We start from the raw sequence: 12,978 nt of genomic DNA on the forward strand, positions 1-12,978 counted from the left end.
GTAAGGAAGAAAAGGAAGGGTGTGATTTTCCCTTCCATAACTTTAAAATTTTATGATTATGAATGCATTCGATACATATCACTTGCTGGAAAACCAATGGTGATTGTGGTACCTTTTGAAGGCACAGAGGATGCGGAAATCTTTAGATATAATTTATCACACAGGGTTTTACATAAATATAATCCCATACCGGTAGCTTTTTCATTCTTTCTTCCATTATTTCCAGTAAAGCCACGATCAAAGATTCTTGGCAGATCTGCTGCAGGGATTCCTATACCATTATCTTGTATATGAACATAAGTCATTTGTGGTTCTTCACTTGTATAGATTTTTATTTCACCACTTTGTGATGGAGTATATTTTAAAGCATTGGTGATAATTTGATCAAATATAAATTCCAGCCATTTAGAGTCACTGTATATCGTTTTATCCAGATCTGTTAATGTGATTTTGATTTTTTCATAGATAAAGGTTTTGGAGTGCTTACGAATCACCTTTGAAATCGTTGGGGCAAGCTGCATTTCTTTGATCGCATAATCTTTTTCCACAGAAGTGCTGCGGGCGTAAAATAACGCCTGATCAACATATGTTTCCACCTTTTCAATTTCCTCATAGATACTATGTGTAACTTCATTTGGATTATTAGAAATAATCAGTTTTGCGGCAGCCAGTGGTGTTTTAATTTCATGTACCCACATCTCGACATATTCCTTGTATTCTTTTTGTGTGATCTTATAGCTGTTTACATAATCATTCATACTTTTATCAACAATTTTTAATGTATCATACATGATCCTTCCATCCATAAATAGAGGTTCTTCCATGATTTCAGTGATAAGATATTTTTTATCTAGTTGCGTAAGGGTTTCTTGTAGACGACGATAATAACCCACACGTCGAAGATATTCGATAATCAAAATAGCAAGCACCATTCCCCAAAACAGGAAAGATACCACCAAGATCATTTCATGATTGACGTTGATTGCGGATAGAAATAATATGGTAATACATGATGTTAAAAAAGCAATGCATATCAAATATAGCTTTTCTTTAATATAGGCACTAGTCTTCATAAATGATGTACCCCATACCACGTTTTGTCTGAATCAGATCATCTAAACGAAGATATTCCAGCTTTTTACGCAGACGGTTGATATTGACAGTTAAAGTATTATCATCCACAAACAAGTCACAATCCCACATATGCTGCATCAGCTCATTGCGGGATACGATTTTATTTTTATTCTGAAACAAACAATGCATGATGCGTTGCTCATTTTTGGTTAAATCAATTGTTTTTCCCTGATAGGTAAGGGTACTTTTACTAACATCAAGAGCAATATCATGAATAGATAAGATGTTGCTGCTGGCATGTTCATAGGTCCTTTGAAGCACGCGGGATAATCTTGCTAACAGAATCTGCAGATTATAAGGCTTGGTCACAAAATCATCTGCACCTAAATTCATGGAAATCAATTCATCCATATCAGAATCACGGCTTGTGACGATAATTATTGGCAGATTGCTGGTTTTACGTACTTCACGACAGATAAAATGACCATCATATACTGGAAGATTTAAATCCAGTAATAATAGATCAGGTTTTTGTTGATGGATTGTTTCCATAACATGTTCAAAATCATCAGGCGCAAGTGTTTCATAACCGTTTTTACCTAAAAAATCACTTAATTCATTTCTTATTTTTTCATTATCCTCTATAATCATTATTTTATACATATAAGTTCACCACCTGTTCTTATTATACACAAGTTTTGATGCTTTTTCTATTTTCTCATACAAATCTTCCATTCTTACGTAAATAGAAAGTAATTCATTATTTGATTGTTTTTTAAAGAATTTTTACAAAATCAAGTGTATAATGAAGATATAAGAATCAAAGGAAAAAAAGGGGGTCACATACATGTTGACAATATTTAACCAAAAGCAGGCAGAAGTCCCCCACTTCAACGGCGATAAGTAAGTGGTGGGACACTCTGTGCACCCTGTGGGCGTGAATGCAGCAATATGTAATTTTTGTTATCGTTTTTTTCTTTTTTTTATAGCTATCACAACTATTCTGTGTTATAATTTGCTCATCAATTAGCTGGTAGCAGTATGGTCAGTCGATTATAATTAAGGACGGTGATTATAGTGCAATTAGATAGTAATATACATTCAGTCTTTTTTATTTATTACATCAAGAAACAAGGAAAGCTTGGTGAACAACATGATGATTAAGATGAGAAAAGGATATCAATATGCTATCGCTCCTACACAGCAACAAGCACAAAAGATCGAACAGAATATCGGATGTGCACGTTTTATCTACAACAAACTGCTAGAAGATAAAATAAAGTACTATGAAACAAACAAAAAGTCTATCCGTTTGACACCTGCACCATATAAAGCAGAATATCCATTCTTAAAAGATGCAGACTCTATGGCACTTACCAATGCACAGATAAATCTAGAAACAGCATTCAAAAAGTTTTTTGATGAACCTGATATCGGATTTCCTAAGTTCAAATGTAAGCATAAGTGCAGAGCAAGCTATACGACCAATTGCGTAAATCATAACATCAGAATCACTGAATCAGATAAGGATCACAGGATGTATATCAAGCTTCCCAAAATGGGCGAAGTCAAGATAAAACTTCATAGGCTCCCAAAAGGCAGTTTAAAGTCAGTAACTGTATTCAGACAAGCAGACAGATACTATGTATCTATTCTATTTGAAGAAGAAGTAGAAATACGCGAATGCCCGATAACCAAAGGTATTGGCTTAGATTATTCTCAAAAAGAACTGTATGTAGATAGTGAAGGAAATCATTGTGGATATCCACATTATTATCGTGTCAGTGAAAGAAAGCTGGCAAGAGAAAACAGGAAACTATCAAAGATGAAAAAAGGAAGTAACAATTACATCAAGCAAAAAGCAAAGATTGCAAAACTACATTTACATATCGCTAATCAAAGGAAAGATTTTCTACACAAAGAAAGCAGGAAGATAGCCAATTCTTACGATTATGTCGCTGTAGAAGATATCGATATGAAAGCATTGAGTCAGGCACTTCATTTAGCAAAGAATCTATTAGACAATGGATTTGGAATGTTTCGTAAGATGCTGGAATACAAGCTAGAAGAACAAGGGAAAGTCTTAGTCAAGGTAGATAAATGGTATGCAAGTTCACAGATATGTCATCAATGTGGATCAAAACAAAAGATGGAATTAAAAGAACGACGATATATCTGTCCAAAATGTGGATATGAAGCAGACCGAGATGAGAATGCAGCAAAGAATCTAAGAGAAGAAGGAAAACGGATACTGGAAAGTATCTAATGAAGGATAATAAAAAAAAACCGAAGGACGAGCGGGGATAGCTTGCGAATGCTTGAAACGATAGTTTCATCGAACAAGAAGCCCCCACTTCTATGCTTTGCATAAGTGGTGGGAGTACGTCACTAGAATTGTGGTATATTCCACATATACCAAAGAAAATTTAGAGCGGGTAAAGGAAATATTAGATAAAGAGAATATTGAATATCTGGTACGTACGACGAAATCAGAATTTGGTTATGATGAGTTAGGCGATGCTTATCAATTGTATGTGCATGAAAAAGATGTTGAGGAAGCACAACGATTTGTCACAGAAGTATTATTTCCAAAGCATGAATGATTCAGGAGGTTCAATCCATTGGATTGAGCTTTTTTGTACATGTGAAAGATGCTTTCATATAATGCAATAGGTGAAAATAATGAAAAAGCGAATAGGATTGGCATCATCCGGTGGAGGCATGCGTGCAGCAGTATTTCATCTGGGTGTTTTAAAAGCCTTGGCGAAGCATAAGATGTTAGCTCAGGTATCCCATATTTCTACCGTATCAGGCGCAAGTATTTGTATGGGTTTGATTTATGGCTGTAATAGAAACTGTTGGCCAAATGATGATGTATTCTTAACTTCTGTATTGCCTAAAATTAAAGCGATGATTACACAAAAAGATATCCAATGGGATGCGATATTGCGTTTAATCGTAGAACCTTATTATTGGGATAAGAAAGTAAATCTGTTAGCGAATGTAATGGAAAAACGCTGGAAAGTAAGTGGCTGTCTACAAGATATTTTTGTCTATCCCAAATGGACAATCAATACAACCGCTTATGAAACAGGAAAGGATTTTCGTATGGATACCACACAGATGGGTTCTTTACAAAGTGGCTATGTCGTAAAGCCTCATTTTATGTTGACACATGCCATGGCAGCAAGTGCAGGTTTTCCTGTGTTCATTGGTCCGTATAAATTAAAAACCAAAGATTACCATTGGGTAGATGATCATGCAAATCCAATCATTCCACAAGATCAAATCTTACATTTATGGGATGGTGGGGTTTACGATAATATGGGCTTAGATCCCTTATTTCATATTGATGAACATCCAGGTCTTTCTGATGATATTGACTATTTGATTATAAGCAACGCCTCTGGCAATATTGAACATCAAAGCCGGCATATGAGTTTTTCTATTCAAAACTTAAAACGGTTATTAGATATCAATATGGATCAGGTAGAATCTTTAAAAAGCAGAAGTGTTATGAATTATTTTCAAATGTATCATCGAGGACTGTATATCAAAATCAATGCACATGTTGATGAAATATTAGATCATTGTCAATTGACACAAAATCAAAAAGATGAATTACTGGTATCTGCTTTAAATGATCAGGATGTAAAGAAAGTAGCTGATTATAAGACAACCTTAACAAGGGTAAAACCGGAGGATTTTGATATGATTGCGAAACATGGGGAAACGTTGACAGAGTGTTTATTGCGCTGTTTTGCATAGGCGGAAAATATAGGACAGGAACACATTTATGAATCAGGCATATAGTAAATTGAAACAGCAAAGAAGTGTTTCACAAGAAAGGGGACATGCTATGTATCAGAATCGATATGAGTATGATTGCGGATGTGAGGATTGCTGTGATTGTGGCTGCAATTGTGATTATGACAATGATTTTAACAATGATTTTGATGATGATTTTCAACAGAATTGTACACAGTCATCCTGTTGTGTAGGCCCAATGGGTCCAAGAGGTCCACGTGGTCCGCAAGGTCCGCGTGGTTTACAAGGACAACAGGGTAGAGAAGGATTACAAGGCCCAAGAGGTCCACAAGGGGTAACAGGTCCACAAGGCACACCTGGTATGCAGGGGATTCCTGGACCAACAGGCCCTATGGGGTTACAAGGCCCTAGGGGATTAACTGGAGCAACAGGTGCACAAGGACCACAAGGTGTCATGGGAGCAACAGGTCCTGCTGGAGAGTCTGCAGTTATGCCACAATTTGCCAGTGGAGCGTTATATTCCTATAGTGGAAAAGAAGCCTGTTCACAAGCACCAGTAGCTTTTGATGTCAGTAATATCAACTATGGATTAGGCGTATCAAATGATTTTCAAAGTTTAATCATTCATCAGCCAGGCACTTATGTGGTCCAATATGGTATGTTGATTGGAAATGCACCATGTGATGGAGATAGCATCGCATTGGAGTTAAATCATTCCATGTTGATAGAAGAAAGCAGAATGCCAGCAATATGTGAGAATACACTTGTCAGTGGGGTATGTATTCTTACATTAAATGAGGGAGATGAATTAGGTCTGCTTGCGGATAGTCAAAACTGTATCACATTATGCTGTCGCAATAATACCGTGAATGCCTATCTGGTGGCATATCAGATCAATGCATAAGGGCAGGGAAACCTGCCTGTACATAGGGGGATGGATATGATAGAAATCAGTGTCTGTATGATTATAAAAAATGAAGAGGATGTCCTGGCACGCTGCTTAAACTGTGTAAAACAATTCGCAGATGAAATGATTATTGTTGATACAGGAAGTGATGATCAAAGTCGTAAAATTGCGGAAACATATACGGATAAGGTATTTGATTTTGTATGGTGCGATGATTTTAGTAAGGCAAGAAATTTCGCATTTGAGAAAGCAACAAAGGATTTCAGGATGTGGTTAGATGCGGATGATGTCATATTAGATGAGGATATACAAAAAATCAAAGATTTAAAACAACGTCTGACATTAGATGTGGATATCGTATTGATGAAATATCATACCGCATTCGATCAAGACGGGAATCCTGTATTCACGTATTATCGGGAGCGTTTGATCAATGCCAATAGTCATTTAAAGTGGCAGGGAGTGATTCATGAAGTGATTCCTTTGATAGGAAAACTGCAATATGAAGACATTGCGATTACACATCGCAAAGAACATGTGGCAGACCCTGATCGTAATATAAAAATATTTGAAGGTTTGATACAAAAAGGTGTTTCTTTCTCACCAAGAGAACAATTTTATTATGCAAGAGAATTATACTATCATCAAAGATATGCAGAAGCAATTGATCAATTCCAAGCCTTTTTAAATGGGAAACAGGGCTGGATTGAAAATAATATTGATGCCTGTGAGATGATGGGGTATTGCTGTTACTATGTGAATCAGGAAGAAGATGCCCTACGTTGTTATTTTGAAAGTTTTTTATATGATGTTCCACGTGCAGAACTATGTTGTGATATAGGTCAGCATTTGTTTGATCGAGGACAGTGGATGCAGGCAATGTACTGGTTTGAGGCAGCTATACATTGTCAGATGAATTTAGAAAGTGGAGGATTTGTGCGAAGGGAATGCTATGATGAATTTCCTAAAAAAAGAATTGCGATTTGTAAAGAAATGCTTAATATAGAATGAAATTATTTTTTTGTTAATGGAATCCTTGTTTCTGTGATACTATAAAGCTATACAAGAAATGAGGAATACTTATGAAACTATTAGATACGGTAAATAAGTGGTCTAAGGAAAAAATGTATGATGTCAAAGCAACATTAATCAAAAATGTAACTAGATATGATAAAATTACAAGCAAAAATATGATGGAGGAAGTGATTAGGGAATATCATCAAATAGATGTTATTTCTAACTATATGGATTATGAAGAGTATGAATAATAATGAATTTTGAAGAACAAATGAAGCATACAAAGATAATCGATAAATTTTAGAAAAGGAGTATACGTATATGAAAGAACATGACTTTTTCAAACAGCAGGAAAACTTAAAAAAAATGATTTCACAAATGAATACAAAAGATGCCATACAATATTTGATCCATATGCGTTTGTTTAAAGATGAAGAAGATTGTATACAACATCTTAAAAGATTTTCAAATGTTGAGGATGCAATGGAAGAACTTTTTTCAAAAGATTGTATGTTTCCAGGTTTTGATGAAGAATATTCGATGATAAATAAACATCAAATGCTGGATTCTATTCTAACGCTTGCTTGTCGAAGCGATAAGCTGCCTTATCGATATTTTGATAATATCAGTGAAGATTGCAGCTTTTTGAATGGAGATTATGAATATGAAGAAAGCAATTGGTATTTAGCACATGAAATGCTGCCATCATTCATTGATCAAATTGAACAAACCTGTACATATTTTCATTATGATACCATTGATGATTTGAAGTATTTATATGCAACTGATTTATTAAGTTACTATCTTTGTTATATAGAAGCATATGAAACAGAAAATAAAACTGATATGGAATTACTAAAGCGAATCAAGAAAATGTTTCCTAAACAGAAGATACCATCATTTAAAAATATGAAATTAAAACAGATAGATACCATGATATTGGAAGCATCAATGCAATTAACATCTTATGGAAATGACGGATATTATGATGAAACAACAAAATCGTTTTATACAGATGATGATATGATGTATATGGATATTGATGAAGAAGATGAAATATATCGAATAGAATTGGATAAGAAAGAAATATTAAAACGGTTTATTGATCGACTAAATCCTAATCGCTACGATACAGATTATTTATATAATTGCTTTTATGGTAGGAAAGCATTTCGCAACTGTAAAGATGCATTTCGAAAATATAATATCTTAAAGGATTATGAGTGTTATGAACAAAACGAAATCACTTTAGCCTGTATTGGCTGGTGTATAAAATATGGTTATTCTTACAAAGATTTACAAGTAGATATTAAACAATTAAAAAGATAAAGGAGATAAGGCATATGGAGTATTACACATTTACGTTGCCAGAACATGTATTCAATCTATTTCAGGGGAAAATCTGGAGTAGAGGTATAGAACTTTATGAAGAAGGTGAAGTCAAAGAAGCTTATGAATTCGATGAAAAAACTGTCATATGCAAGGTAAAAGGCACAATTCTTTATACAGTAATCATTCATTTTGATGGTGGAGAAGAAGATTTAGAATGTAATTGTGAGTATATGGATGATTGTAAACATGAGATTGCTGCTTTGATGTATTTGAAAGATCATCCTCAATTACCTGTGATGAAAAAACCTTATTCATTAGATGTTACGGAATTAGAGGAATTTGCATTAAGGGTATCAGAAGCAGAATATGATGTGGATGAAGAATTTGGAGATTATGATGAAACATTGGATACATTATATGATGAAATAGAAGAAGTAGAATCAGTTGAATTAAGATTACAGATGCTGCTCTGTTTAAACAGATGCTTTACATTAAATGAAAGAGGCGCAAAGATTGTCAAAGGTTTACTAGATGAAGATATTGACAAGGTTTATCAGGATCTACATCATAACGAAAAATCAGAAGATTTATTGTTTTCACTGATTATTTCGTTAACGGAATTAGAAAATAAGGACTGTAGACAATCTATATCTACATTGATTGAATATTTACTGAATGAGCCTTTAAAACGTAAAGCAGAAGCAAAAGAATTATTTAATAGATATTGTGATGATTGATAATAAAGAAAAAGTGGTGTTTTAAAAAGATGTTCTAACATTATTCTCTATGTCAAATATGACACCATCAGAATTGATTACTAATTATATAAAGTGAAAAAGCTGAAATATGATATGATTCTTATTTGTTAATGGGGAAATAAAAAATTAGATTTCAAAGCTTGTATAAGGGGATTCTATCGCTTTTCTCATATAATGATTTTTATATATTGATAGAATTTTCCAATTTTTGTAGTATAATAAGCAAAGTTTTGAAATAAGGAGAGAACATATGGTAGAAATGAAGAAATATTTAAGTAAAGGTCCAGTAGTTTTGTTATTGGCAGCGATTTGTTGCTTTTTATGGGGAAGTGCAACACCATCTATCAAGACTGGTTATGCATTACTACAAATTAATGCACAAGATACACCATCAATTCTATTGTTTGCTGGTATTCGTTTTATGCTGGCTGGTGTAATGGTATTACTACTACAGATGATACTAACAAAAAGATGTATTCAGTTTAAAAGAGGAAGTGGGAAAAGAATTGCTATTTTAGCATTATTCCAAACAATTGGGCAATACTTTTTCTTCTATGTAGGACTTGCACATACAAGTGGAGTAAAAGGTGCGATAATTACAGGGATGAATGTTTTTTTAGCGATTTTAGTTTCCAGTTTTATTTTCCATTTTGAAAAATTAAGTAAAAGAAAAATGATAGGATGTTGTTTAGGATTTGCTGGAATTGTTATTATCAATATAACTCCTGGTGCCCAATTAGATGCTTCTTTTTCGATTATGGGAGAAGGCTTTGTATTATTGGCGCAGGTTGCTTATGCTTTATCTAGTGGTTTTATTAAGAAATTTGGAAATGAAGATGATCCTGTCATGTTGAGTGGAGGTCAGTTTTTTATTGGAGGAATCGTACTTGCTGGAATTGGATTTGTGATGGGTGGACAAATCTGTTTTGGTAATTTATCTTCTTATCTAATTACATTATATCTGGCTTTTATATCAGCTGTAGCCTATACATTATGGGGTATTCTGTTGAAGTATAATCCTGTAAGTAAAGTAAGTATCTATGGCTTTATGAACCCATTATTTGGTGTTTTGTTATCTGCAATTATTCTGCAGGAAGGCTCACAGGCTTTTAGTTTGCAGGGAATTATGGCTTTATTACTTGTTGTAATAGGGATCATGGTGGTAAATTTGAAAGGAAAAAATCAGAAATATCAGAAAAATTAAGCGTTTCATTAGTCTGAAAATGTGAAAATAACGAAAAATTAAAAGTTTTCTAGTTTCTTATTGTCTTCTGTAGTATAATATGGTCGGCTGTGTATGATTTTTGTATATCAATGATGAAAAAAGATGAAGGAGTTACTATTATGTTTAAGAGTATTCAATATGTTTTAAAAGAAAATTTTACAAATCTATACCGTATATTCTGTATAGCAAAATACGAATTACTTGCAGATATGCGAGATTCTAAATTTGGTTTATTTTGGAATTTTGCATCTCCAGCTATTCAAGTTCTAACTTATTGGCTGATTTTTGGAATTGCATGGCATAAAAAACCAATTGGGAAAGTTGAATATCTACCTTGGTTAGTTATTGGTTATGCAGCATGGTGGTTTATACAACCCTGTATTCAAAATGGTTGTAGCGCTGTATTTTCTAAAACAAGCGTTATTACTAAAATGAAGTTTCCAGTAAGTGTTTTACCTGCGACAATATGTGCGAAAGAATTTTTTAATCATTTATGTATGTTAGCAATTGCTATTGTAACATTGTTGATATGCGGATATTATCCTAATTTTTATTGGTTAGGAATGATATATTATGCTATTTGTGCATTTGCTTTTGTAGAAGCAGTATCTTTGATCTTATCAGTATTGACTATGTTGTGGAGAGATGTAAGAAAACTAATAACATCATTAATGCGAATGTTAATGTATTTTTCTCCCGTTATATGGGATTGCCATTTTGATGCTAAAGTACCTTTTCATAATCTTTTAAATTCTTTAATGAAATTAAATCCAGTATACTATATAGTGAATGGATATCGTGATTCAGTATTTTATGATAAATCAATCTTAGCACATCCTGCTCAAGGTTTATATTTTTGGTGTGTAGTATTAGTGCTTTTTGGTATAGGATGTATGCTAATGTATAAATTTAAACGCAAATTTATTGATTTAATTTAACGAGGTGATATCATGTCAAAAAATATGTATGAGAGTAGTCAATATGCTGTGGAATTAAAAAATGTTTCTAAAATATATAAATTACAAAAAAAAGATGGTCAAAAAAGTAATGATCATGAAAGCTTTTATGCTCTGAAGGATATAAGTATGAAAATTCAACGAGGCGATGTTGTCGGGATTTTAGGAACAAATGGTTCTGGAAAATCTACTTTGTCCGTAATATTGGCAGGCATTTCTGATATTGATGGTGGAGAAATGACTATTAATGGGGAACAAGCGCTAATATCTATCAATACAGGCTTAAATCAGCAACTTACAGGGTTAGAAAATATTAATGTTAAAGGTGCTTTAATGGGACTTTCTAAAAAAAGAATTCAAGAAATAACAGATGATGTAATTGAATTTGCAGAATTAGGCGATTTTCTTTATCAACCAGTAAAAAAATATTCAAGTGGAATGAAATCTAGACTTGGATTTTCTATATCTTTGGCATTAGATCCAGATATATTTATTGTAGATGAAGCATTATCAGTTGGTGATAAAGGGTTTGCTCAAAAATGTATGAACCGTATGAAAAAATTACGTGATGAGGAAGGTAAAACAATATTCTTTATATCTCATGCATTACCACAAGTAAGAGAATTTTGTAAAACAGGAATGTGGATTGAGGGTGGAAAATTGGTAGAAATTGGGAATATTGATGAGGTTTGCGATCATTATTCTGAATATGTGGATAAATATAATGCTTTAAGTGATAAAGAAAAGAAAAAAAAGCTTGAAGAAAAATTTGAACAACGTGTTATACATGATGTTAAACTAGGCTTTTTTGATAGACTATTTTCAAAGAAATAAGGCAGCAACAATTAGTTGTTGCTTTTGCTCTATCTAATGATAAAAAAGGAGGTTTTTATGGATAATACGATTTGTGTTAATTCAAAAAGATTAATTTGGCTAGATCAGTTAAAAGCTATTTCTATGTATTTAGTCATTTTAGGGCATTCTTTACTAAAATTTAAAAAACATTTAATGTTTAAAGTAATATATTCATTTCATATGCCATTATTTTTTATCATCTCTGGCTTTACTTTTAATCCAAATAAATATGAACGGATATCAGAATGTATAAAGGATAAAATTATAAAATTAGTTTATCCCTATATAATGTTGAATATTTTGGTTTTACCTTTGTGGTATATTAATAAAATAACTGGAATGGTTCCACATGATTCATTTATAAAAGTTTTAATTGGTATTTTCTATTCCAATGCTAGTGTTGTAAGAGCTCCATCTAATGCAACTTGGTTTTTAATGACTATGTTTTTGACACAAATTATTTATTATACTTTATATCATTATTTAAAGGACGATAAATCTGTATTTATAATGTCATGCGTTATATGCTTGACTGGTTTAATTGCACCTTTAGGAAAAGAAGAATTTGATGCTCCATTACATCTTGATGTAGCTTTAGTAGCTCAGTTTTATTATGGTAGTGGCTATATACTAAGGAAAAATTTTAGATACTTTCAAAAATGTTTAGCTAATAAAACCTTTTTGAAAATTCTTGCAATTGTTATCATAGCTTCGTTTTTTTGCTTAATAAATAAACAAGTGGATTTATCTAATGAATTATATAGGAATTTTACGTATACTTTAATTACATCTTTATCTTTTTCGTTTGTTCTAATTTATGTTGTTTTCAGAAGTGGTGTGCATTTTAAGGCTTTATCATATATTGGGAAAAATACGTTAATTATTTTGGCATTACACATTCCTTTATTACGCATTTTACAAGCGTTTTTTCCTTTGTTTCAAAAAAATCAAGTCTATGCAGTATTAGCTTCAATAATTATATTTATAATCATGATACCTATTATCTGGTTTATAAATAAATTTTTGAAATTTATAATAAAAATGCCAATGTTTTTAAAGAAAATAATTATAAAGGATTAAGGAAAT

14 protein-coding genes are annotated in these 12,978 nt (G+C 32.6%); 12 read left to right on the plus strand and 2 right to left on the minus strand.

All coding sequences use genetic code 11. The features are described 5' to 3' along the window. Positions 1-56: 56 nt before the first annotated feature. Positions 57-1,073, minus strand: coding sequence for a sensor histidine kinase (locus tag DW761_RS03210; protein ID WP_117516402.1), 1,017 nt, complete (start codon positions 1,071-1,073; stop codon positions 57-59). Further along, positions 1,063-1,737, minus strand: a complete 675-nt coding sequence (locus DW761_RS03215; RefSeq protein WP_117452978.1) for a response regulator transcription factor — start codon at positions 1,735-1,737, stop codon at positions 1,063-1,065. Before DW761_RS03215 ends, DW761_RS03210 begins: the two co-directional genes overlap by 11 nt. Positions 1,738-2,227: 490 nt before the next feature. Here DW761_RS03215 and DW761_RS03220 point away from each other — a divergent pair, with 490 nt between their 5' ends. From DW761_RS03220 to DW761_RS03275, 12 genes are all read left to right on the plus strand, one after another. Continuing rightward, a complete protein-coding gene (locus DW761_RS03220) occupies positions 2,228-3,340 on the plus strand; it encodes an RNA-guided endonuclease InsQ/TnpB family protein (RefSeq protein WP_233513010.1) in 1,113 nt (370 codons plus the stop codon). 130 nt (positions 3,341-3,470) lie between these two features. Continuing rightward, positions 3,471-3,677 carry a putative signal transducing protein gene (locus DW761_RS03225; protein ID WP_233513011.1) on the plus strand — a complete coding sequence of 69 codons (207 nt, stop codon included), beginning with the start codon at positions 3,471-3,473 and terminating at the stop codon, positions 3,675-3,677. Positions 3,678-3,756: 79 nt separating this feature from the next. Beyond that, positions 3,757-4,842: a patatin-like phospholipase family protein gene (locus DW761_RS03230; protein ID WP_117516403.1), complete on the plus strand. Its 1,086-nt coding sequence runs from the start codon at positions 3,757-3,759 to the stop codon at positions 4,840-4,842. A 28-nt stretch (positions 4,843-4,870) separates the two neighbouring features. Beyond that, entirely contained in the window at positions 4,871-5,746 is an 876-nt protein-coding gene (locus DW761_RS21735; RefSeq protein ID WP_233513012.1) for a collagen-like protein, read from the plus strand. Positions 5,747-5,782: 36 nt separating this feature from the next. Next, positions 5,783-6,760, plus strand: coding sequence for a glycosyltransferase family 2 protein (locus tag DW761_RS03240; protein WP_117516404.1), 978 nt, complete (start codon positions 5,783-5,785; stop codon positions 6,758-6,760). A 71-nt stretch (positions 6,761-6,831) separates the two neighbouring features. Continuing rightward, a complete protein-coding gene (locus DW761_RS03245) occupies positions 6,832-7,017 on the plus strand; it encodes a hypothetical protein (RefSeq protein ID WP_117452982.1) in 186 nt (61 codons plus the stop codon). A 70-nt stretch (positions 7,018-7,087) separates the two neighbouring features. Next, on the plus strand, positions 7,088-8,095 hold the full coding sequence (locus DW761_RS03250) for a hypothetical protein (RefSeq protein ID WP_117516405.1): 1,008 nt from the start codon (positions 7,088-7,090) through the stop codon (positions 8,093-8,095). A gap of 14 nt (positions 8,096-8,109) precedes the next feature. Then, positions 8,110-8,835 (plus strand): SWIM zinc finger family protein, encoded by a 726-nt coding sequence (locus tag DW761_RS03255; RefSeq protein ID WP_117516406.1) that lies wholly within the window; start codon positions 8,110-8,112, stop codon positions 8,833-8,835. Positions 8,836-9,106: 271 nt separating this feature from the next. After that, entirely contained in the window at positions 9,107-10,060 is a 954-nt protein-coding gene (locus DW761_RS03260; RefSeq protein ID WP_117516407.1) for a DMT family transporter, read from the plus strand. 140 nt (positions 10,061-10,200) lie between these two features. After that, positions 10,201-11,019, plus strand: a complete 819-nt coding sequence (locus DW761_RS03265) for an ABC transporter permease (protein WP_117452986.1) — start codon at positions 10,201-10,203, stop codon at positions 11,017-11,019. A gap of 12 nt (positions 11,020-11,031) precedes the next feature. Beyond that, positions 11,032-11,871 carry an ABC transporter ATP-binding protein gene (locus tag DW761_RS03270; protein WP_117452987.1) on the plus strand — a complete coding sequence of 280 codons (840 nt, stop codon included), beginning with the start codon at positions 11,032-11,034 and terminating at the stop codon, positions 11,869-11,871. A gap of 57 nt (positions 11,872-11,928) precedes the next feature. After that, positions 11,929-12,972, plus strand: a complete 1,044-nt coding sequence (locus DW761_RS03275; protein WP_117516408.1) for an acyltransferase family protein — start codon at positions 11,929-11,931, stop codon at positions 12,970-12,972. Positions 12,973-12,978: the final 6 nt, after the last annotated feature.

The organism is Absiella sp. AM29-15, assembly GCF_003434225.1.
Taxonomy (GTDB): Bacteria; Bacillota_I; Bacilli_A; order Erysipelotrichales; family Erysipelotrichaceae; genus Hoskinsella; species Hoskinsella hominis.